Below are 22500 nucleotides of genomic sequence, written 5' to 3'. Positions count from 1 at the left end.
ACACCGCGGCGACAACTTTCCTGTAACTGCGGCCATGAGTGGTGACGAACGAAAGATCGTAGACGCGTCCGGCGACTTCCAGTACGTCGTCCGGGACGGCGACCCGGTCGCCGACCCGCAGTGGCAGTCCTGTCGGCTCGTCGTCACCAACAAGCGGCTGCTGCTCGCGACGAACGGGAGCAAACAGCCGATACCCCACTCGAAGATATCGCTCGTCGAGGACGAGTCGACGGTCCCAGACGGCGTCCCAGCGGACGCGACGGCTCTGCGCGTCGGCGAGAACGTCCTCCTCGTCGACGCCACGAACGTCGACGACTTCGAGTTCGAGTACTGCCGGGCGACGCTCCACGGCGCGGTCATCCTCGCCCGGAACCCGGCCGTCGTCGGCGGTGTCGTGCAGGACGACGCCGAGTGGACGAAGGCCCGCTTCCGGATAGACGAAGACGAGGTCCGCCTGCAGTTCCCCGGCGGGGGGGCCACCGTCTTCGACGTGGAGGACGTCGGGACCATCGAGACCAGCGAGAGCACCGTCATGGGCGAGACGCGGCGGGTGGTCGAAGTCGAACACACCGACGAGCAGGACCGGAGCGTCGAGACGCACCTCTCGGGCATGGCCCACCACACGGCGGCGCTCGAATCGCTGTTCTCGGCGGTGGTCGACCGCCGCGAGGACGACTACGAACTCTCCGAGATGGAGAGTCAGGTACTGATGGCGCTGTACTCGGGGGTCTCGCCGTTCGAGATGGCGGACTTCGTCGGCACGACGCCGGACGAAGTCGAGGAGATTTACCAGAAACTGCTGGACGTGGGCGCAGTCGACAAGGTCCGCACCCGGACGGAGGTCAGCCTGAACGCGCAGGGGCGGAACATGGCGAGCGAAGCGATGAGCGGGGAATAGGGAGGGCCCGAGCGAAGCGCGGGGTCTCCGAGATGCCCAGCGGCGAACGAAGCGAACCGCGAGCAGTAGCGTAGTTCGGAGCGGAACGAGAAACCCCGGAAACGTGCGGCGGTGGGTGCAACGAACCGCCGGACGATAGGCAAATCAGAGCGGCGCGAGGACCACCGAGATAGGGCGATGAGTGGTGACCGGTTCAGCGACGGCTAGCCGGTCGGAAAGCGGAGAACGGGTATCAGGGGCGATTCAGTCGCCGTCGCCCTCGCGGACCGCTTCGAGCGAGGCGAAGAAGCCGAAGTAGGCCACGACCCCGCCCAGCATGGTGAGGTAGTAGAGCCACTGCGGCGCCCCGGCGAAGAGGTCGAAGACGACGGTGACGACGGTCACCCACGCGATGGCGAACACGAGGTCGACGAACATCCCCGAGCGGTGCTCGCGGACGTGGTCGCCGACGGTTTCTAGGAGGCCTTTCCCCGAGGTCATCGGCATGGCTCACTCCTCCTCGTGTTCGTCGACCACCAGTACGGGGACGTGCGTCGAGCGGAGGACCCGCTCGGTGACGCTCCCGAGCAGTGCCCGTCGGACGCCCGAGCGGCCGTGACTGCCCATCACCACGAGGTCGACGTCGTTGTTGTCGGCGTACCCGGCGATGACCTCGTGTGGTGCGCCGACGCGCACCTCCTCGTGGACCTCGACGCCGTGGTCGGCAGCGACCGACGCGACGGCCCCGGTGGCGTCGTCGGCCTTCTCTTTCAGTTCGGTCATCTCGCCGAAGTTGCCCTGCCTGATGCGGTCGACCTGCTCGGTGCCGAGGCCGAAGTTCACGGCGTCGATGTCGACGACGTACAGCGCGTGTAACTGTGCGCCGTACTTCGCCGCGAGGTCGACCGCGTGGTCGACCGCAACGTTCGCCGTGTCGCTACCGTCCGTCGGGATGAGGATGTGGTCGTACATTGTTAGTCGTCAGCAGGGGTCTGGCCGCCGCTGTCGGAGACGATGTCCTCGGCGGTCTGTTGCTGGCCCATCGGTTCGGGGCTGTGACACTGCCGGACCATCCGCTTGGTCTCCATCGGCGGTTCCGGGGTCGCGAGCGAGACGGCGATGGTGACGAGGAACACCAGCGGCGTCCCGATCAGTGCGGCACCGATAGGTGGCACGTACTGTGCGTAGATGGGGACGATCGCCTGCCCGGAGCCACCGGCGACGTCCGCGAGGAAGCCGATGTACGCCGGGAGGACGCTGTTGATAATCGACGTTATCCACAGCAGGAGGCCGACGGACATGCCGGCCAGTGCCCCCTGACGGTTGGTGTTCTCCCACCACAGGCCGAGGAAGAACATCGGGAACAGCACGGTCCCCGCGAGCGAGAACGCGTACGCGACCAGTTCGCCGATGAGTGCCGGCGGGTTGAACGCGGTGACGGTCACCAGCGCACCGACGACGACGATGGTCGCGCGGCCGATGAGGACCTGTTGGCGCTGGGTCGCGTCGGGGTTGATGAGTTCCGAGTAGATGTCGTGCGCGACGGCCGAGGACGCCGTGATGAACAGGCCGGCCGTCGTCGCGATTGCGGCGGCCATCCCGCCGGCGGCGACGAGGCCGACGAACCACCGCGGCAGGTTGGCGAACTGCGCCGCGAGCACGACGATGACGTCACCTTCCGCACCGGACATGGCCTGCTCGCCGGTGTAGACCGCTTCCGGCGAGATGTTGTTCACCGCGGCGAAGAGGTCGACGCCGAAGGCGGCCATCGCGGGCGCGCCCCAGTACAGGAGCATGATGAAGAACAGCCCCCAGACGGTCGACCAGCGGGCGGTCCGCTCGTTCTCGACCGTGTAGAACCGCACCAGCACGTGCGGCAGGCCACAGGTCCCGAAGATGAGCGAGAACGCCGTGGCGACCCAGATGTAGTAGCCGTTCCCGCCGATGAACGGTTCGGAGAACTGGCGACTGAGTTCGCTGAACAGCGCGCCGTACTCGATCTGCGGGAGAATCGTCGAGTACCCCTGCGTGAAGCCGACGACGTAGACGCCGGCGAGGAACGCGACGATGAGGATGACGTACTGCACGGCCATGTTCTTCGTCGCGCCCAGCATGCCCGAGAGCGCGAGGTAGCCGACGGTGATGGTCATCATCACGATGATCATCGGGATGATGTCCAGCCCGAAGACGTACTGGCCGACCAGGCCCATGCCGCGGGCCTGCCCGACCGAGTAGACGTACGCGATGAGCAGCGTGGTGAAGGCCGCCAGCGCGCGGGCCGTCGGCGAGTTGAACCGGTCGCCGACGAAGTCGGGTGCGGTGTACTTCCCGAACCGGCGCATCTGCGCCGCGAGGAAGATGAGCAGGACGAAGTAGCCGGTCGTCCAGCCGACGATGAACGCGAGGCCGTAGAAGCCGGCCAACGCGACCAGCCCCGCGAGTCCGAGATAGGACGCGGCCGACATCCAGTTGGCGCCGATGGCCATCCCGTTCTCGATGTTCCCGATGCCGCGGCCGGCGACCCACATCCCCTCGGTGTCGGCCACCTTGAACACGTAGCCGATGACGAGGAACGAGGCCATCATCAGGAAGACGATGATGGCGGGCAGGAGTTTGAACGAGATGTCGAGCGCCTCGGCCTGCAGGGGAATCGTCACTGCTCGACACCCCCGTCAGTGGCGGCGGTGTCGCCGCTCTCGCTCTCGCCGCTCGTCTCGACGACGCTCGGGTCGATGTTGTACTTCTCGTCCAGTTGGTCGCGCTTCCGTGCGTACCAGAACGCGAGGACGAGCGCGCCGGTCGGGCCGCCGAAGGCGACGGCGAAGTAGTGCAGTGGGAAGCCGATGACCGGCAGGGTCGCCGTCATCGTGCCGGGCGCGATGGCGGTGAGCGTCACCGGGCCGAAGACGATGAGCGCCCACACGATGAAGCCGGTCCAGACCACCCGCAGGTGGTCGCGCATGAACGGCGTACTCGGCTTCAGCAGGTTCACCTCCTCGTCGAGGTAGTTCGTGTTCTGGTGTGCCTGTGCGGCTTGCGTGGCGGTGCCGCCGTCGGTCTGGACCGACGGCTGGCTCTCCGAATCGTGCGTGTCTGTGTCTGGCATAGTTCGTCCGTGTGTCTGTTGTGGGGGGTGGTCGGTTTCGAAAAGCGGTGCTGTTCAGTCGCTACTGACCTTCGACTGGATGTCGCTGACGACGTCTGGATTGCGGAGCGTGCTGGTGTCGCCCAGTTCCTCGCCGTTGGCGATGTCCTCGAGGAGTCTGCGCATGATTTTCCCGGACCGAGTCTTGGGGAGTTCAGGGGTGAAGATGACCTGTTCGGGCCGGGCGATGGGACCGATGGCGTCCTCGACGCCCTCGATGATGCGGTCGCGCAGTTCGTCGGTCTCCTCGTAGCCGTCCTCCGTGATGACGTACGCGTAGACGGCCTCGCCCTTGATTTCGTGGTCACCGCCGACGACGGCGGCCTCGGCGACGCCCTCGACGCCGACGATGGCGCTCTCTATCTCCATCGTCCCGAGGCGGTGGCCCGAGACGTTGAGGACGTCGTCGACGCGGCCGAGGACGGTGATGTAGCCGTCCTGGTCTATCTTCGCGCCGTCCTCGGGGAAGTACACCCAGTCGGCCGGGTCGTCGCTGTCGACGATGGAGTACTCGCGCCAGTACTCGTCGATGAACCGCTCGTCGTTGTTGTACAGGGTCCGGAGCATCCCGGGCCACGGCTTGTTGACGACGAGATAGCCGGCCTCGCCGGCCTCCACGGGACTGCCGCTCACGTCGACGATGTCGGCGCTGACGCCCGGGAGCGGCGGCCCGGCAGAGCCGGGTTTCATCTCGCCGACGCCGGGCAGGGTGGTCAGCATCATGCCGCCGGTCTCGGTCTGCCACCACGTGTCGACGACCGGGCAGGACTCGTCGCCGATGTGCTTGTAGTACCACTTCCACGCGCGGGGGTTGATGGGTTCGCCGACGGTGCCCAGCAGTCGCAGGCTGGAGAGGTCGTGGCTGTCGGGGTACTCCTCGCCCCACTTCATGAACGCGCGAATCGCGGTCGGCGCGGTGTACAGTTGGGTCGCCTCGTAGTCCTCGATGATCTCCCAGAGGCGGTCCTTGTCCGGGTAATCGGGCGTCCCCTCGTACATCATCGTCGTCGTGCCGAGCGCCAGCGGCCCGTAGATGATGTAGGAGTGGCCGGTGATCCAGCCGATGTCCGCAGAGCAGAAGTAGGTGTCCTCGGGCTTGATGTCTAGGACGGACTGGGAGGTCCACGCGGCGTAGGAGAGGTAGCCGCCGGTGGTGTGTTTTACGCCTTTGGGTTCGCCCGTGGTGCCGGAGGTGTACATGAGGAACAGCATGTCCTCGGCGTCTCGGGAGACGGGGTCGACCGTCTCGCCCTCGTGGTCGGCCACGAGGTCGTCGAAGGCGACCTGATTGTCGGCGTAGTCGTGGTCGAAGCCGTCACCGTCGCGCAGGCGCTCGGCGACGGCGACCGTCTGGACCTCGTGGTCGACGCCTTCCAGGCCTTCGTTGGCCTTCGAGAGGTGGTCGAGCGGGTCGCCGCGACGGTAGTAGCCGTCACAGGTGACCAGATACTCCGAGTCCGCCGCGTTCATCCGGGTCGCCAGTGCGTCCGCCGAGAACCCGGCGAACACGACGGAGTGGGGCGCGCCGATGCGGGCGCAGGCTAGCATGGCGATGGGCAACTGCGGAATCATCGGCATGTACATCGTGACGACGTCGTCCTCCTCGACGCCCTGTGCCCGCAGTGCGGCCGCGAACTCGTTGACCTCGCGGTGGAGGTCCTCGTACGTGTACGTGACGTCGTCTTCGTCGACCGGTTCCCCGACCCACTCGATGGCCGCCTCGTCGCCCCGCTCGTCCAGATGTCGGTCCAGACAGTTCGCCGAGGCGTTCAGCGACCCGCCGGTGAACCACTCGTAGAAGGGCGGGTTCGAGTCGTCGAGTACGGTGTCGTAGGACTCCTCCCAGTCCAGCAACTCGGCGGCCTGCTCCCAGCACTCCGGCCAGTTCTCCTCGAACTCCTCGTAGATACCGGGGTCCGATACGTTCGCCTGTTCGACGAACTCCTCCGGGGGCTCGAAGACCTCCTGCTCTTCGAGTCGGGCCTCCAGTTGGACGTCATCATCTGACATGGTCTATCACCCACAATCAACGGGTCCCTGATAAACGGGGGGGCTAGCTACCGCAATGCTTGGTTGGCACCTACTCTTCAAGTGCGGTCGGCGGCTCGGTGGGCGCGTCGGCGAAGAACGCCGTCAGGAGCTTCTGTTGGGCCTTCCGCAGGTGGTTGTGGAACGTCGGCGCTGAGACGCCGAGCGACTCGGCGAGTTCCTCGGCCGTGGTTCCGCGAGGCCACTCGAAGTAGCCGCTGTGGTAGGCGGCCGCGAGCACCGTCGACTGTCGCTCGGAGAGGCGGTCCGAGAGGCGCTCGCGGAACCCGGTGTCCGTCTCGGCGGGCCGTTCCGTCTCGCGTTTCGCCGTCAGGGTCGTCTCGGGGTAGGCGTCGACGACGGCGTCGACGACGTGCCTGAGGTCGCTCTCGCCCGGCAGTTCCACCTCGATGGTCGCGGTGCCGCTCTGGGCTTCGAGCGAACGGATGCGTGCCCCGTTCTCGACCAACTGGAGCGTCGGTGCGGCCGTCACCACCACTTCCAGCAACCCGCCGTCGCCGTAGTCCTCGATGAGGCGCGCGTCGGCGATGTCGGGGTCCTCGGCCGCGTAAGAGAGGGCGGGACCGGCGGGCGCGCCGTCGACGACGAGGTAGTACAGGAGTTCTCGGCCGCCGACGGGGACGACGCCCGAGAGTTCCAGCGAGCAGTCGAGCGCCCGGGTCAGGGCCACGGTGAACGCGTCGCCGTCGGTGCACTCGAAGGCTAGTTCCGTGACCGTATCCGCCAGCAGGAGTCGCTTGCGCTCGACGGCGGCCAGCGCCGCGCCGACCTGTGCGCCGAGCGCCGCCAGCAGGTCCCGTTCGGCGTCGACTACGTGGACGGTCGTCCCGATTGCCAACACGCCCGCGGCGGCGTCCTCCCGGACGATGGGGACCAGCGCCATCGGTCCCTCGCCGCCCTCGACCACCCTGACCTCGTGGCTGTCCATCGCGGCCGCGGCCGCGTCGTGGTGGGTCGATACGTGCTCTTCGACGCGCCCGTCGCTGACGCCGGCCGCGGCCCGCGGCGTCAGACCGTCCCCGGTTCGTTCGGCGACCCACGCGAAGCGAAAGCCCTCCGTGTCGGCGAGTCGCTCACAGACGGTCTGCTCTATCTCCCCGCCCGTGGCCGCGCCCGCGAGTGCCTCGCCCACGTCGGCCGCGACGGCGATGGTCCGGCGGAGACGGGCCGGCGTCGGCACGTCCTCCGCGCCTTCGATGGCCTGTATCACCGTCTCTCGATTCGGGTCGTCCAGCAGGGGTTCGAGGCGCGCCAGTCGGTCCCACCCGCCCAGCGCACAGACGACGTGGGGCGGGACGCCCTCCGAGAGCAGAGTCGCCGCGAAGCGCCACCGGAGGTCACGCGAGGAGACGTCGCCGAGTCGCGGGACCGTCTCGGCGGCGCGGTCAGCGACTTCGCCGACGAGCATCTGGAGGCGACGGGGCGACACCGACAGTAGCGGTTCGTCGTCGGCGCGCCCGGCCGCGCTGGCGAACTTCCGCATGTCGTGTTCGACGCCGCTGGGCAGGTACGCCTCGCGGGCCACCCCCTCGCCGTCGCGCACGCGCAGGAAGAAGTGGTCGTCGGCGCTCGCCACGTCGGCTAACCGGACGCGGGTCATCTCCGCCGGCCGGAGACCGACCTCCGCGCCAAAGCGCAAGACGAGGTCCTCGCGGTGGGTCTCGGCGGCGCGACGCAACTGTTCGTACCCGCGCGCTCCGAGTACGTCGGTCCCCGCTGGCATGTCGTTTCGGCTATTCGTGAAACGACGAAATAAGTCTACGGGACGTTTTCACCGGTACAGGCGGACAAACATCCGAGGGGTACGTGACTATCATCACTGTCACCAAGCACTGTTTCGGAAATCACAAACTATCCGAAAACACCTCTCACCGGTCGGGCGTCGCCGACTGCAACTCGCCGAGTATCTCCGGGTTGCGCAGCGCGCTGGTGTCGCCGAGTTCCTCGTCGTTGGCGACGGCGGTGAGGAGGCGGCGCATCACCTTCCCCGACCGCGTCTTCGGGAGGTCGGGGGTGAACACCACCGCCTCGGGCGTGGCGACGCCGCCGATGGCGTCCTCGACGGCGGCCTCGATTCGCTCGCGGAGGTCCGCCTCGGTGTAGCCGCCTTCGGGCGAGACGTAGGCGTACAGGGCCGTTCCCGCCGTCTCGTGGGTCGCGCCGACGACGGCGGCCTCGGCGACGCCGGCGACGCCGGTGATGGCCGACTCCAGTTCCATCGTGCTGAAGCGCCGCCCGGCGACGTTGATGGCGTCGTCCACGCGGCCGAGGAAGGTGACGTAGCCGTCGCCGTCGACCGTCGCGCCGTCCTCGGGGTAGTAGCGCCACTCCTCGCCGTAGGTGGCGGCCTCGCCCCACTCTTCGCCGGTTCGCAACGCTGTCGGCATCCCCGGCCACGGGCGCGTGACGACGAGTTCCCCCGCCTCGCCCACGTCGACGGCCTCGCCTGCGGGGTCGACGACCGTCGTCTCGATACCCGGGAGCGGCTTGCCCGCCGCGCCGGGTTTCATCGCGTCCACGCCCGGGAGCGTCGAGACGAGTATGGCGCCCGTCTCGGTCTGCCACCACGTGTCCACGACCGGGCACTCCCCGCGGCCGATGTGCTCGCGGTACCACCGCCACGCGCGCTCGTCGATGGGTTCGCCGACGGTGCCCAGCAGGCGGAGGCTAGAGAGGTCGTGGCGTTCGGGGTACTCCTCACCCCACTTCATGAACGCGCGCACCGCCGTCGGAGCGGTGTAGAACACGTCGACGGCGTAGCGGTCGACGATCTCCCAGACGCGGTCTTTCTCCGGGTGGTCCGGCGTCCCGTTGTACAGCACCGCCGTCGTCCCCAGCGCGAGGGGGCCGTAGACGATGTAGGAGTGGCCGGTGATCCACCCGATGTCGGCCGAACACCAGTAGGTGTCCTCGGGTTTGATGTCCAGTACCGATTGGGAGGTCCACGCGACGTGCGCGAGGTAGCCGCCGGTGGTGTGGTCGACGGCCTTCGGTTCGCCGGTGGTGCCCGAGGTGTAGATGCGAAAGAGGGTGTCGCTGGCGTCCCGTGGTACGGGGGCGACCGTCTCGCCGTCGTGGGCCGCCCGCAGGCTGTCGTAGTCGTAGTAGTCCTCGCCTAAGTGGACGTCGCGTCCCAGTATATCGAGGACGACCACGGAGACGTCTTGGTCGACGGCGATGCGGGCGTTGTCGGCCTTGTTCTTCTGGGCGACGGCGCTCCCCCGACGGTAGTAGCCGTCGCAGGTGACGAGCAACTCTGAACCGGTTCGCTCCATGCGTTCGGCGAGCGCGTCGGCCGAGAAGCCCGCGAAGACGACGTTGTGGACGACGCCGAGTCGCACGCAGGCCAGCATCACGATGGGGAGTTCGGGCACCATCGGGAGGTAGATGGTGACGACGTCGTCCGACTCGACGCCCCGTTCGCGTAGGGCGGCCGCGACGGCGTTGACCTCGCGGTGCAGTTCCCGGTAGGTGTAGGTCCGGGACTCGTCGAGGTGGCCCTCCCAGATGAGCGCCAACTGGTTCTTGCGCTCGGGGAGGTGCCGGTCGATACAGTTGTACGATGCGTTCAGCGTCCCGCCGGGGAACCACTCGAACGGCGGTTGGTCGCCCCCGCGGAACACGTCGTCGTAGTCCTCCTCCCAGTCGAGCAGGTCGGCGGCTCGCGCCCAGCAGTCGGGCCACTCCCGGTCGAACGTCTCGTACACCGACGAGTCGGCGACGTTCGCCTGCTCGACGAACCACTCGGGCGGGTCGATGGTCGGCCGGTCCCCTATGGCGGTGTCGCGGCCAGAGCCGTCGCCCTCTCTCATCGTTCGAGTCTTTGGTGGCATGCTGATAAGCGTTGACGCTAACCGTGGAGTCGTCCCGTTCTCAGCAGCGACACTCGCGGCGGAAGCTATATTCACCGCCCTCGACAACGACGAATAGAGGCCGGTCACGGGGTATGAGCGACACAGAGAAGAAAATCGCCGACACGCAGGGCCAGTACCTGCTCGCAGTCTCGCAGGGCCAACGGCTTACCGACGCCGAGTGGCGCAACTGCCGGGTGGTCCTCACCACCGAACGCCTCGCGCTCATCGGCGACAGCAAGCGGCAGGTCGCACTCGACAACATCGACCGCATCGCCGACCGATTCGACGTGAACCAGCAGAGCGCCGGCGTCTCGGAGTACGTCGGCTTCCACGTCGGCGAGGACGTCCTCCTCGTCTCGGCGGCGGAGCAGGAGGCCTTCGAGACGGACTTCTACCGGGCGAGTCTCGACGGCGAGGTCATCCTCGTTCAGCACCCGGCGCTGAAAGGCGGCGTCGTACAGGACGCCTCCTGGACCAAAGGCCGACTGAAGGTGACCGACGAGGCGCTCAGACTGGCGCTGGCCGACGGGCAAGCCGTCGACATCGACCGAGCGGACATCGGGGACCTGACCGTCGACGACAAACAGGTCTCGGGCGAGGAACGAACCGTCATACAGGTCGAACACAGCGAGGGAGACATCAGCGTCGAGACCCACCTCGCGGGCGAGGAGTTCCACGCCACCGTCCTCCGGACGATGCTCGAAGACAGCGCCGAGCGAAACCGCGCCGACCTGGACCTCTCCTCGACGGAGAAGCGGGTCATCATGGCGCTTCACTCTGGCGTCTCGCCGTTCGACATCCCGAATTTCGTCGGCATCGACGTAGAGAAGACCGAGGCTATCTTCGACCGCCTCGTCGAACTCGACGTCATCAGCGTCGTCCGCGAACGGACCGAGGTGGCGCTTACGACGAAAGGGCGGCGCGTCGCGGGTGACCGGATGGGCGAACAGTAGCGCGGCCTCGAACGAGGGTCGCGAACTTTAGTAGTCCCGCCATATTCAAATCCCCACTCCTGTTGATACGAGTATGGAAATCGACACGGCTGTCGTCCTCGCGGCCGGCGAGGGCACGCGGCTTCGCCCGCTGACGCGGAACCGGCCCAAGCCGATGCTCCCGGCGGGCAACCGGCCGATTCTGGAGCACGTCTTCGACGCACTGGTAGAGGCCGGCGTCGACCGACTGGTCACCGTCGTCGGCTACAAGCGCGACCGAGTACAGGACCACTTCGGCCCGACGTATCGGGGCGTCCCCATCACGTACGTCACACAGCACAAGCAACTCGGCAGCGGCCACGCGCTGTTGCAGGCCCGCTCGGTCGTCGACGGTCCGCTTCTCGTCCTGAACGGGGACCGACTCATCGACGCCGGCACCGTCGAGGCCGTCGCGGACACCTTCTCGGCGACGGGCGACCCCGCGTTGGCAGTCGTCGAGCGGCAGGACACGCGTCGCTACGGCGCTGTCGAAGTCCGGGACGGCATCATCTCGGACCTCGTGGAGAAACCCAGAGAGGGCGACTACCGCCTCATCAACGGCGGCGTCTACGCCTTCCCAGCGGACATCTTCACGGCTATCCAGGAGACGCCCAGACAGGCGGGCGAACTGGCACTCACGGATACGCTCGCAGACATCGTCGAATCGAACCGGATTCGCGGCGTCGAGGTGGACGGGATGTGGGTCGACGCCACGTACCCGTGGGACCTCTTGACCGTCGCGCGTGAGGTACTGGCCCGTGGACGCCTCGTCGAGAGCGCGCGACACGAGCAGATATGGATAGCCGACTCCGCGCGCGTCCACAACGAGGCCGTGTTGCAGGCGCCGCTCGTGGTCGGCCCGGACTGTGAGGTCGGTCCGGATGCCGTCGTCGGCCCGAACGTCGCGCTCGGGTCGAACGTCACCGTCGGCGCCAACACCGTCGTGCAGGGGAGCGTGCTGGACGCCGACACGCGAGTCGACCCCGGGTCGACGCTGCTCGATACGGTCACCGGGCAGGACGTCCACCTCGGCGCCAGTACGGTCGTCCCCGGCGGTCCCGCCGACGTACAGGTCGGCACGCGCGTCTTCGAAGACCAGAGACTGGGTGCGGTCATTGCCGACCGTGCGCGCGCCCGCGGCAACGTGAGTTTCACGCCCGGGTCGCTCGTCGGGCCGAACGCGACGCTCGATGCCGGCGTCACGGTCGATGGGAACGTCACCGAGGGTGCGGAGGTGACTCGCTGATGTGTGGCATCATCGGCTGTGTCGGCCGCGGAGACGAGACGCTCGACACCCTCGTCCACGGCCTCTCGAAACTGGAGTATCGTGGCTACGACTCGGCCGGCGTCGCGATGGCTAACGGCGGCGTCGACGTCTGTAAGACCGCCGGCGAAATCGACGACCTCCGTGAGACGCTCGAGGGGTCGGCGCTGACTGGCGACGTCGGCATCGGCCACACCCGGTGGAGCACGCACGGGCCGCCGACGGACGCCAACGCCCACCCGCATCAGGACTGTACGGGCGACGTCGCCGTCGTCCACAACGGCATCATCGAGAACTACCAGACCCTACGGGACGAACTCGTCGCGGCCGGCCACACGTTCACCTCCGATACGGACACCGAAGTCGTCCCCCACCTCGTGGAGGACGCCCTCGAAGACGGTGCCGACCCCGAGGCAGCAGTCCGTGAGGCTATCTCGCGGCTGGAGGGGAGTTACGCCGTCGCCGTCGTCATCGCGGGCAGCAGCACCGTCTACGCCGCGCGCAACGACTCGCCGCTGGTGTTGGGCCTCGGCGACGACGAGACGTTCCTCGCGAGCGACGTGCCCGCGTTCCGTGATTTTACGGATCAGGTGATCTACCTCGCCGATGGCGAGTTCGCCCGACTCGACGCTGAGGGGTGGACTGTCACGACCCTCGACGGGGACTCGGTCGAGAAGGAGGTCGACACCGTCGAGTGGGACCCCGAGGAGACGGGCAAGAGCGGTTACGACCACTACATGCTCAAGGAGATTCACGAGCAGCCGCGGGCGTTGCGCCAGTGTCTCCGCGGCCGGGTCGACGAGATGGCCGGCACCGTCGATATTGAGGACTTGGGCGACCTCTCGCCGACGGGCGTCCAGTTCGTCGCCTGCGGGACGTCGTATCACGCTGCACTCTACGGCGCGCAACTGTTCCGCGAGGCCGGCATCCCCGCACAGGCGTTCTTGGCGAGTGAGTACGCGACGTCAGTGCCGCCTATCGGCGATGCACTGGTCGTAGGCGTCACCCAGAGCGGCGAGACGGCCGACACCCTCTCGGCGTTGCGGGCGGCCCGCAAGCGCGGCGCACGGACGCTCGCGGTCACCAACGTGGTCGGGTCGACGGCCGCCCGCGAGTGCGACCACGCCTTCTACATCCGGGCCGGCCCCGAGATTGGGGTGGCGGCAAGCAAGACGTTCTCTTCCCAGCAGGTCGCGCTGAATCTGTTGGCGCTGGGGATGACGAACGCTGACGAGGTGCGAGAGATCATCGCTGCGTTGCGGGAACTCCCCGGGAACGTCCAGCGGGTGTTGGATGAATCCGGTGCGCGTGAGGTCGCCGAGATGTACGAGAACGCGAAGGCCTACTTCTTCATCGGCCGCGGGTACCAGTACCCGGTCGCGCTCGAAGGCGCGCTGAAGATGAAGGAGATAACCTACAAGCACGCCGAGGGCTTTGCGTCGGGTGAGTTGAAGCACGGCCCGCTGGCGCTGGTCACGGAGAACACGCCCGTGTTCGCGGTGGTGACCGGCGACGGCGAACAGGCCCGCAAGACCGTCGGCAACGTCAAGGAAGTCGAGGCGCGGGATGCGCCGGTCGTGGCCATCACCGACGGGCAGTCAGACGTCAGCCGGTATGCGGATCACGTGTTGGGGCTCCCGGAGACCCATCCCCGTGCTGCGGCGGTATTGGCGAACACGCACCTGCAGTTGGTGGCGTATCACGTCGCGAATCTGCTGGGGCGCAACATCGACAAGCCGCGGAACCTGGCGAAGAGCGTCACCGTCGAGTGACCGGCGTCTCTCTCTCCGACCTTCCCTCTTCGGTCGTCGTCTCGCCTTCGCCGGTGGGTGGGTCCGGTGGTCCGAGCAACGCGACTGCGAGAGCCACCACCGGCTCGTTTACCAATCGCTCGGCCGAGTAGAGGAGCCAGGTACCGAGCGTGCCGAACGCTGCGAACAGGAGCCAGTATCCCACGGACTGGCGCGCCACCGGTGGGCTGAACGGTAGTAAGGATGCGACCGCGAGAACTCCGAGCACGACGGCAAAGAAGCCGACGCGAACACGCGGTCGACCGAGGGAGTCGCCGAGCAATGTCGAGGCAGACGTGACCTGTGCCGTCTCGACAGCCGTCCGGACGTTCGCCGAAGTCACCTGTGTCACCACCGGGCCCAGTAGCCGCGTCTCCCGGAGGGGAACTGTCACCTGACGGCCTTCGACGCCGTACCGGTAGAGGAGCGACGCCGACGCTATTCCGCAGATTTGCTTCGCGACATCTACCGTTCGGGACGTCGCTCCGAGCGTCTGTCCTCGCCGCCAGGCCGCAGCGATCTTCGACCGGTCTACCCACCGCTTGAGCGTCTGTAAGCGCTTATCGACGACCGACGCTCGTGCCACCTGCTGGACCGTTCGGGTCTTGCCGTCTCGGTGGGAATTGCTGTCTCCCATGGTCGGCTACGTGGGCACGGAGACGACGCTCGCTCGAATCGTGACTGTCCCGAGGTCCAGCGTAATCTCGCTACCTTGGTGTATCGTTCGGCCCTTGAACGTCGTCCCGGTCGTCGTCTCTCGGACGTCCAGTTCAGCCGTGACGGTCACGGTCTCGTTGCGTGGGTGGTCCCGCTCGAATATCTGCCCGTCCTGACTCGTCAGGATGACGGTCGCGTTCTGCCGACTCACGTCAGTGATACGCGCGACCGTCTGGTTATCGTTCGTCTCGGTCATCCCCTCGCGGATGCTACTCGCTAGCTGCGGCGAGACGTTGCGCATCTGGAGGGTGTATGTCCGCGTCGTCGAAGTGCCGCGCTGTTCGGTAGCGCCGACTCGGACGACCTGTCCGTCCAGACGGCTAAATTCCGTCCGGAGCGATAGCGACGCCCCCTCTCGAACAACGCGGCCACCGAAATGCGGTTGCCCGTCTTCAGAGAGCGTCCGTAGCGTCAAGCCAGCGTACACGGTCTTGTAGTCCGGATTCGACGTGCCGTAAGACGTCACCGACTCGACGGTGGCGACCGAGCGACCGCCGACGTCGACGCTCTGACCGGGTTCCAACTGGTTCGCGTCTTCGGTCGGAAGCACCGTCCGCATCAGTACCTGCGTCTCTCCCGTCTCCAACTCGTTCGCCTCCCCCACGCCTCGAATCGTCCCCGTGATGTTGTAGGCGTTCGTCTTCACGAACAACTCGCGGCCGACGCGGGGTGGGGCGCCAGCGTAGGTCGTGGTGTTCTCTCGGGCGAGTCCCTGCAACCTGACGCGGGTCACGACGTCGGTCCCGTTCTTCGTCGGGGTGCGATAGACGTCTGTGATGGTGAGCATCGAACTCCCCGTCGGTGAGTACTGGTCGCCTTCTCTAATCTCCGAGACGACGTTGCTCGGTTGTCCGTCGAAATCGAGCGTCGCGTGGACGGTCCGCTGGGTCGCGCCGTCGCCGAGGACGATGGTCGAAACCCCGGCGATTGCAACACTGACTACCAGTAGAACGACCAGCGCGTCGACGACGTTGAGAACGCCGAAAATCCGGCCGTCGTCGTCGAGTAGTGCACCGTCACCTCGCCCTCTATCCATAGGAGATGCAATTCGTAGCCTCGGTATGGAACTTTCGTTTCCGTGATAGAGTCGTCACAACTCGGCAGTAAGATGTCGTTACCGCCATCTCGTCAGGAAGATGCTGGCGACGTCGAGGGAGACGCTGTATAGCTGCCGAACGACGATTTTGATGTCGAACCAGAACGACTGCTGACGGATGTACTGGATGTCGAAGCGGAGCTTCTGTTCGGGATTCTTACTCGTCATCCCGTTTATCTGTGCGAGTCCCGTGAGTCCGGGCTTGACGAACCACCGTTTCCGCCACTCGCTGGTCTCAGCTTCGAGGTGTTCCTCCTCGTCGGTCCACACCGCTCGTGGGCCGACGACGCTCATATCGCCGACGAGAATCGACCACAGCTGCGGAATCTCGTCGAGGTGCGTCAGCCTCAGGTACCGGCCGACCCGGGTTATGCGGTCGTTCTCCGCGTCATCCGTCGGTGTGGTGTCCGCTCGTCCGACCTCCATCGTCCGGAACTTGTAGATGGTGAACGTCTCACCGAACGCGGCGGTCCGCGTCTGTCTGTAAAATATCGGCCCGTTGGAACTGAGTTTGATGGCGGCCGCGATTACGAGCAACACCGGCGACAGGAGGAGTAGTGCGACCCCGGCGAAGAGAACATCGAACGCGCGCTTGACGACGTAGTCCTGCCAGTCCCACGGTTCGATGTCCGTATCGACCAGTTCCCCGGCGGTCGTGTCGGCCATCAGTACGTTGTCGGCGTGGTTTCGGTGGGCCTTCGCCCGGACGCCCTGTTCGTAACAGGTCGATAGCGTCCCGAAGAACTCCTCGCGGTCGGGGCGCCGAAATCCGAGGAGGACCGTATCGATGTCGTGTTCGACGAGCACTTCGTCGAGTCTGGAGAGGCCCCCGAGTCGCGGAAGTGCCTCGGCTCGCCTGATGGTCACGCCGCCGTCGGCGACGAACCCCGGTCTGCTCTCGAACTCCGTGTTCGGCGGCGTGACGACGCCCAGTATCGGGACCTCGGCGGTCTCGAACAGTGTCTGTATGATGTCCGTATCGTCCCCGACGATGAGCGCCCGCGTCGATTCCTGCGGACGGCGTCGGATGTACACGAACCAGAGCGGGAGCAAAACCGCCAGAAGCATCGTCGTCGCGATGAGCGTAGGCCTCGGGAGCCGCGTCGACCAGTCGAAGTACCCTATCGCCGCGAGTATCGCCGTCGCGAGGAACACCCGCTTGTGCGTGAGCGAGATAGTGTCGAGTATCCGCCTCGGCCGCGGTTTGAACAGGGGCCAGAGGGACACGAGAATTATCACGAGCGACGTCAGGAACTCGTCGGGAATGTCGCTACTCGGAAGCCCAGACGGTTCGAGGCTCTGGAAGGGTGGAACCGACGTGACGAAGGACTGAACTACGTGCATATTGGCGATGCTTATTGCTAGAGCGACGAGCACTACCGACCCGCCGACCGCGGCGATGCGGTATCGCCATCCAGTCCCCATTAGCGTAAGGCAGGTGAAAGGTGGTTAAAAACGCTACGGGCTGTCGGCAGGAAGACCTGTCGGATTTACGAACGGCGTACCAGCGGTTCGTACCACTCGCGGTTCGCACGGTACCACTCGATGAACTTCGCGACGCCCTCTCGGATGGTGTGGCTCGCCTCGTAGTCGAGTAGTTCGCTCGCTTTCGACGTGTCCGCATGCGTATGCTCGGCGTCGGCGTCGTGTCGCTCCTCGTAGACGAGTTCGAGGTCCGGTGCGAGTTGGTCGCGAATCTCCTCGGCCAGCGTCTTGATTTCGATGTTGTCCGTCGACCCGATGTTGACGGCTTCGCCGTCGGCGGCGTCGGAGTCGAGGAGGGTGACGTTCGCCTCGACGACGTCGTCGATGAACGTGAAGTCACGCGTCTGCGTACCGTCGCCGTAGATGATGGGCGGTTCGCCGTTCATACATCGGGAGACGAAGTTCGAGATCGCCATGTTCGGGCGCATCCGCGGGCCGTACACTGTGAAGTAGCGCAGTGCGACCACAGGGAAGTCGTACACCTCGCCGTAGGCACAGGCGTACCGTTCCGCGGAGAGCTTCGACGCGCCGTAGGGTGAGACGGGTGTCGTCGGGTGCTCTTCGTCGTAGGGGAGGTACCGGGGGATGCCATACACCGACGAGGAGGAGGCCATGACGAACCGCTCGATGCCTTCGTCGCGGCAAGCGTCGAGGAGGTTGAGCGTGCCGTCGGCGTTGACTTCGTGGTACTTCCGGGGGTTCTCGACGCTCGGGCGGACGCCCGCCTGTGCGGCCTGATGGTAGACGTAGTCGGCGTCGGGCACGAGTTCGGCCACGAGGTCGGCGTTCCGCACGTCGCCCTCGACGAGTTCGTAGCTCCCGCCGCCTTTTTCGGCGGCCTCGCGGCCCGCCTCGACGTTGTGGTGCTTGATGTCGAGGTCGTAGAACGGGTCGAAATTGTCGAGAACGGTGACCGAGTGACCGTCACGGGCGAACCGTTCGGCGAGGTTGCCGCCGATGAAGCCCGCGCCGCCGGTGACGAGAATATCCATTACCCGAAACGGGTCCGTGGACGGACAAAAATCCGTCGGGTCCGCTCACTCGCCGTCGGTGGCGATAGCGTCGGCAGCGAGTTCGGGGTCGACCTCGCCCTGTAATCGCTCTTCGGCCTCGTCCCGGTCTTCGGGGTAGCCGATGTCGTTTCGCCACCCATCCATGCGGATGGCATCGATGGTCCGGCCCGAGTGCAACAGGAGGTCGATGGCGTCGCTGATCTCGTACTCGTCGCGGCCGGAGGGCTGGACGAGGTGACAGGCGTGGAAGATGGCCGGCGTGAACGTGTAGAAGCCGGTCATCACCAGATTGGAAGGAGGGTCGTCCGGCTTCTCGATGACCTCGGTAATCTCGCCGTACTTGTTGGTGTCACAGACGCCGTATCGACTGGCCTCCTCCCACGGCACCTCCTCAACGAGAAACGCCGCGTCGGCCCGGTCCTCGCGCTGTCGGTTGACGACGTCCTGCAGATTTGCCTCGAAGATGTTGTCTCCCAGCATCAGCATGAAGTCGTCGCCGACGTGTTCTTCGACCGTGAGCAGCGCGTGAGCCAGCCCTTTCTGCTTTCGCTGGTGGGTGTAGGTGATGGGGACGCCCTCGAACTCGTCCTCGAAGTGGTTGATGATGGCCTGTTTCTTGTAGCCGACGACGACGAGCAGTTCGTCGGCGCCCAGCTCGATGAGTTGCTCGAAGCAGTGCGTCAGGATGGGCTTACCGGCTACCTCCACCATCCCCTTCGGTTTGTCCTCGGTGAGCGGGCGGAGTCGCGTCCCCTCGCCGGCGGCGAGCACGACAGCTTTCATACTGCTGGCTATCACTGAGCAGTCATAAAACCGTTGTCGAAGATTCGTCGGCAGCCGCTCTCCTCAAACGAACTTCGTCTACTATAGCAAGGCTCGAAATAGACATCCTATTGATAGTTTGTCAATCCCTCAGGGGAGGGAGTTGCTGCAGGGTATCAGGAGCTACACCGCTCGGTGTGTATCTGAGAGCCCTGTCTGATGACTTTGTATTCACAGTCGGAGACTGGTCCTTCGGGTGCGTTTTTGACGACGTCTGAGCCGACGACCTCTAAGTCGCGTACCAGAATCCCTGAATACACCATCACTCGCATTTGGTTGTCCCATGCGACACCGTTTTCTGTGTTCCAGTCTCCGACGAACACGACAGTCCCTCCGTCGTACCCTCCCTCTCGGATTACGAGTCCGGCGTCTACCGCCTCCTGTGGCGATACACCGTTCATGTGGAACCGGCCGGCCCCAGAGACGTCGTCGCCGACAGGGACACCGCTGCCGTACAGGAGTCCGCCCTCGACCACGAGGCCGTTAATCGCGATAGCGAGCAGCAGCAGGACGACGACGTATTGGCCGAGCATCCTAGTTCGAACGGCTGGTAGATGGGGGGTCAAGGTGATTTTCAGGCGAGTTGCAATGACGCCCCCACTCAGTGCTAACGGGATGGGAAGGACCCAGAGGTAGTACCGATGCCACGGGAGGGCCGCAGGGAGCAGAAACGGAATCGAGAGGCCACTCGCAATCCACGTCACGAGGAGGAGGTGATGCCGAAAACGGGTTTGTGTGAACCGCCACCCCCACCAGACGAACAGGACGAGCGAAGCAGGGAGCGTCAGTGCGAACGCGATCTCGAACGGATGCATCGAGTGGAGCATCCCAGTCCACCAAGACGGTTGGAGGAACGTCGGCCCCGCGGCGACGATACTCCACGTTCCGCCGTACGTGAGATACGGCTCTTGTAGCGTGTTGATGAGCCATCTCGTTCCGATGGCAGATCCAACGCCAAAGATGCTGATAAATGCGGCTTCGCCGTATCGTTCGTCCTCCGCAAGGAGTGCGACGACGGGGAGAAGAATCGTCGCCTCCCACGTGTGGTTCATAATCCCGAGGAGAAGCGTCCCGATAAGTGCGAGAAACCACCGACGGTCGTCGGTCCGCAGATACGCGAGCGTCGCCGCGACGGAACCGACGGTGAACGCCATCGAGAGTGCCTCGGGAGTGTAACTGTACGCATGACGGAGGAAGAGCGGATGCGCCCACAGGAACAGTGCGGCAAAGAGGGCCGTTGTTCGCTGTTCGGTTAGCGTGTACGCAATCCACATGAGCATCACCGCGGCAATGGTTGCACTGACGAGACTTATCAACCGCCCAGACTCGACGTATCCGACAGCCAGAAATGGCACGTTAAGCATGCCGTATATTTCGAGACCGGCCATGCTCTCGTACGGCGTCCAAAAGGTATGGGCGGTAAACCCTGTCCGGAGCAACGCGAGCGTCTGGAAGTATTGCGTGCTTTCACGCATCGCGTGGTAACCGATCGGGATTGCCGCCGTCAATAGTGGTAAGACAAATAACGCGGGAAGCACTCCGATGAGATAATACCGACGTCGCATGTATATGATTAGCAGTAGTACAGTCATACGGGGTAATAAAATTGCATCAACTGGTGTGGAAACCATCTGTCTGTCCAGTCACGAACTAGCAACCGTGATGGCGAGTCTGGCGTTCTACGATGATGTGAATAGATGACGAGAAAACAGGTCATAATCAACGCCGACGACCTCGGGATGCGGGACGAAATCAACGAGGGGATTCGACTGGCGTACGACACGGGCGTCCTCTCCAGTGCATCTCTGATGGTGACTGGCGACGCCGTTGAGGACGCGGTGGCGTGTCTCGACGAACGCCCAGGGATGGGGCGCGGCATCCACGTCGCACTTACCGACGGGCGACCGGTCTCAGACCCCGAAACAATCTCGACGGTCGTCACCGAAGACGGGTCGTTCCACGACACGGGAGCGGCGTTCTACGCGAACTGGTTTCGTGGCCGTATCGACCTCGCAGACGTTCGAAGGGAGGTACGTTCCCAGATAGAGACCGCACTCTCGTTACTCGACAATGCCGACCATCTCAACTCTCACATGCACGTTCACATGATTCCGAGTCTTTTCGACACTTTTCGGGACCTTGCGGCTACGTACGACATCCCATTCGTTCGGTACTCTCACGAGCGAATTCCATTAAACGTCCGCGCCGTCAGTAACGGTTACCTGTCACGGACGATATCCAGTAGTGGGATTGTCAAGAAGATGGTCCTCTCGACGCTTGCAACCTTACTCGATCAGGACGACCGTACTGGAACTGATGCGTTCGCGGGCGTCGTCCACGTGGGCAAGATGAACGAAACCGTACTGTCCTCGTTCTTGGCGTGTAACAGCATCTCTCCTATTGAGGTCTGTGTTCATCCAGGCAAATACAACCCAACTGTCCCGTCCTCAAAGAACGCATTGAACGAAGCACGGGAACAGGATCTCTCAGGACTTACGAGTCCGACAGTCGTTGACATCGTTGAGGAACAATACGAACTGTTGACGTTTCGTGACCTGCCTCAGAGCGACATATGAGAGTCTGGTTCATCGTCTTGGACGACGTATTCTTCCTCCCACCCTATCTGGATGATACTCTCTCGAATCTACCCGGCAACGTTGAAGTGGTCGGAATCACGCCGGTTTCCGAGTTTGAGTCCCTCCGTGAACTAGTTGGCACGTTCCGTGACCGCGTCGGGATGTTTGGGTTCTTCGCTGCGTTCCTACTCGCAGTTCTGACGGTGCTGTTCCGCGTTCTCTCTCGAATCCCGTTCTCCACCAACCGCCCGTTCTCCGTTCGAGAGGTGGCAAAAAAGCACGACGTTCCCCTCGTAGAGACGGACGATGTCAACGGTGACAAGTTCGTCAGCCGCATCGAAGAACAGGACGTAGACGTCCTCGTCTCATCGAATCCGACTATTTTCGAACGCCCGCTACTTGATGCGCCCGAGATTGGCTGTATCAATCGACACACCGCATATCTCCCGCAAAACCGAGGCCTCTATCCTGTCTATTGGGCGCTGGTAAACCAACAGACACACACGGGCGCGACGGTCCACTGGATGGTTGAGGGAATAGACCAAGGAGAGATAATCCACCGAGAGGAAATACCGATTTCGGCGGACGATACGTTGATTTCGCTATACGTAAAGGGATACGACGTGAGCGCGAGACTCACTGTCTCAGCGCTCGACGCAATTAGTGAGGGGTCTGTCGACTCAGTATCCAACGAAGGTGGTACGTACAACTCGGTTCCCGAGGCGGACGACGTTCACGCATTCCACGAACAATCACACGAGGTCATCGCTCGCGGTGACATCCCCTTACTACTCCGGTGGAACACGAACAGGCTTCGCTAACTGGTTCCTTCGACTCTCCA

At 64.6% G+C, this 22500-nt stretch carries 19 protein-coding genes; 6 read left to right on the top strand and 13 right to left on the bottom strand.

The annotated features are described in order from the left end of the window. Positions 1-34: 34 nt before the first annotated feature. On the top strand, positions 35-898 hold the full coding sequence (locus Hhyl6_RS10935; protein WP_483739221.1) for a CheF family chemotaxis protein: 864 nt from the start codon (positions 35-37) through the stop codon (positions 896-898). A 243-nt stretch (positions 899-1141) separates the two neighbouring features. On the opposite strand, the gene Hhyl6_RS10930 is transcribed toward Hhyl6_RS10935, so the two are convergent. The 7 genes from Hhyl6_RS10930 to acs (Hhyl6_RS10900) all read right to left on the bottom strand — a co-directional run bounded on the left by Hhyl6_RS10930 (position 1142) and on the right by acs (Hhyl6_RS10900) (position 9883). Beyond that, a complete protein-coding gene (locus Hhyl6_RS10930) occupies positions 1142-1384 on the bottom strand; it encodes a DUF8119 family protein (RefSeq protein ID WP_483739220.1) in 243 nt (80 codons plus the stop codon). 3 nt (positions 1385-1387) lie between these two features. Next, positions 1388-1849 (bottom strand): universal stress protein, encoded by a 462-nt coding sequence (locus Hhyl6_RS10925; RefSeq protein WP_483739219.1) that lies wholly within the window; start codon positions 1847-1849, stop codon positions 1388-1390. 2 nt (positions 1850-1851) lie between these two features. Further along, positions 1852-3534 carry a sodium:solute symporter family transporter gene (locus tag Hhyl6_RS10920; protein ID WP_483739218.1) on the bottom strand — a complete coding sequence of 561 codons (1683 nt, stop codon included), beginning with the start codon at positions 3532-3534 and terminating at the stop codon, positions 1852-1854. Continuing rightward, positions 3531-3983 (bottom strand): DUF4212 domain-containing protein, encoded by a 453-nt coding sequence (locus Hhyl6_RS10915; RefSeq protein WP_483739217.1) that lies wholly within the window; start codon positions 3981-3983, stop codon positions 3531-3533. The genes Hhyl6_RS10920 and Hhyl6_RS10915 overlap by 4 nt, the downstream gene beginning before the upstream one ends. 54 nt (positions 3984-4037) lie before the next feature. Then, on the bottom strand, positions 4038-6032 hold the full coding sequence (gene acs, locus Hhyl6_RS10910) for an acetate--CoA ligase (protein WP_483739216.1): 1995 nt from the start codon (positions 6030-6032) through the stop codon (positions 4038-4040). A gap of 70 nt (positions 6033-6102) precedes the next feature. Continuing rightward, the gene (locus Hhyl6_RS10905) at positions 6103-7794 is read right to left on the bottom strand and encodes a bacterio-opsin activator domain-containing protein (protein ID WP_483739215.1); all 1692 of its coding nucleotides are present in this window, start codon (positions 7792-7794) and stop codon (positions 6103-6105) included. 145 nt (positions 7795-7939) lie between these two features. Next, positions 7940-9883: an acetate--CoA ligase gene (gene acs / locus Hhyl6_RS10900; protein ID WP_483739214.1), complete on the bottom strand. Its 1944-nt coding sequence runs from the start codon at positions 9881-9883 to the stop codon at positions 7940-7942. A gap of 134 nt (positions 9884-10017) precedes the next feature. Here acs (Hhyl6_RS10900) and Hhyl6_RS10895 point away from each other — a divergent pair, with 134 nt between their 5' ends. The 3 genes from Hhyl6_RS10895 (at position 10018) to glmS (ending at position 13932) form a co-directional block, all read left to right on the top strand. Next, a complete protein-coding gene (locus Hhyl6_RS10895; RefSeq protein ID WP_483739213.1) occupies positions 10018-10878 on the top strand; it encodes a CheF family chemotaxis protein in 861 nt (286 codons plus the stop codon). 73 nt (positions 10879-10951) lie between these two features. Then, a complete protein-coding gene (gene glmU / locus Hhyl6_RS10890; protein WP_483739212.1) occupies positions 10952-12142 on the top strand; it encodes a bifunctional sugar-1-phosphate nucleotidylyltransferase/acetyltransferase in 1191 nt (396 codons plus the stop codon). Further along, on the top strand, positions 12142-13932 hold the full coding sequence (gene glmS, locus Hhyl6_RS10885) for a glutamine--fructose-6-phosphate transaminase (isomerizing) (RefSeq protein WP_483739211.1): 1791 nt from the start codon (positions 12142-12144) through the stop codon (positions 13930-13932). Before glmU ends, glmS begins: the two co-directional genes overlap by 1 nt. Here the strand turns inward: glmS and Hhyl6_RS10880 are convergent. From Hhyl6_RS10880 to Hhyl6_RS10855, 6 genes are all read right to left on the bottom strand, one after another. Continuing rightward, positions 13919-14587, bottom strand: coding sequence for a hypothetical protein (locus Hhyl6_RS10880; RefSeq protein WP_483739210.1), 669 nt, complete (start codon positions 14585-14587; stop codon positions 13919-13921). The genes glmS and Hhyl6_RS10880 overlap by 14 nt on opposite strands. Before the next feature lie 6 nt (positions 14588-14593). Next, positions 14594-15703 carry a DUF4330 family protein gene (locus Hhyl6_RS10875; RefSeq protein ID WP_483739209.1) on the bottom strand — a complete coding sequence of 370 codons (1110 nt, stop codon included), beginning with the start codon at positions 15701-15703 and terminating at the stop codon, positions 14594-14596. Between the two features lie 78 nt (positions 15704-15781). Beyond that, positions 15782-17188 (bottom strand): sugar transferase, encoded by a 1407-nt coding sequence (locus Hhyl6_RS10870; RefSeq protein ID WP_483739208.1) that lies wholly within the window; start codon positions 17186-17188, stop codon positions 15782-15784. A gap of 65 nt (positions 17189-17253) precedes the next feature. Further along, positions 17254-18240 (bottom strand): SDR family oxidoreductase, encoded by a 987-nt coding sequence (locus Hhyl6_RS10865; protein ID WP_483739207.1) that lies wholly within the window; start codon positions 18238-18240, stop codon positions 17254-17256. Between the two features lie 45 nt (positions 18241-18285). Further along, the gene (aglF, locus tag Hhyl6_RS10860) at positions 18286-19044 is read right to left on the bottom strand and encodes a UTP--glucose-1-phosphate uridylyltransferase AglF (RefSeq protein WP_483739206.1); all 759 of its coding nucleotides are present in this window, start codon (positions 19042-19044) and stop codon (positions 18286-18288) included. A gap of 155 nt (positions 19045-19199) precedes the next feature. Beyond that, positions 19200-20675, bottom strand: a complete 1476-nt coding sequence (locus Hhyl6_RS10855; protein WP_483739205.1) for an ArnT family glycosyltransferase — start codon at positions 20673-20675, stop codon at positions 19200-19202. A 105-nt stretch (positions 20676-20780) separates the two neighbouring features. Here Hhyl6_RS10855 and Hhyl6_RS10850 point away from each other — a divergent pair, with 105 nt between their 5' ends. Then, complete coding sequence (locus Hhyl6_RS10850; protein WP_483739204.1) at positions 20781-21659, top strand: carbohydrate deacetylase; 879 nt, start codon at positions 20781-20783, stop codon at positions 21657-21659. Continuing rightward, complete coding sequence (locus tag Hhyl6_RS10845; RefSeq protein WP_483739203.1) at positions 21656-22480, top strand: methionyl-tRNA formyltransferase; 825 nt, start codon at positions 21656-21658, stop codon at positions 22478-22480. Before Hhyl6_RS10850 ends, Hhyl6_RS10845 begins: the two co-directional genes overlap by 4 nt. Positions 22481-22500: the final 20 nt, after the last annotated feature.

It is taken from the genome of Haloarcula sp. H-hyl6, from assembly GCF_056934455.1.
The sequence above is the reverse complement of the archived record's forward strand: the minus strand, read 5'-3'. Positions and strand labels throughout refer to the sequence as shown.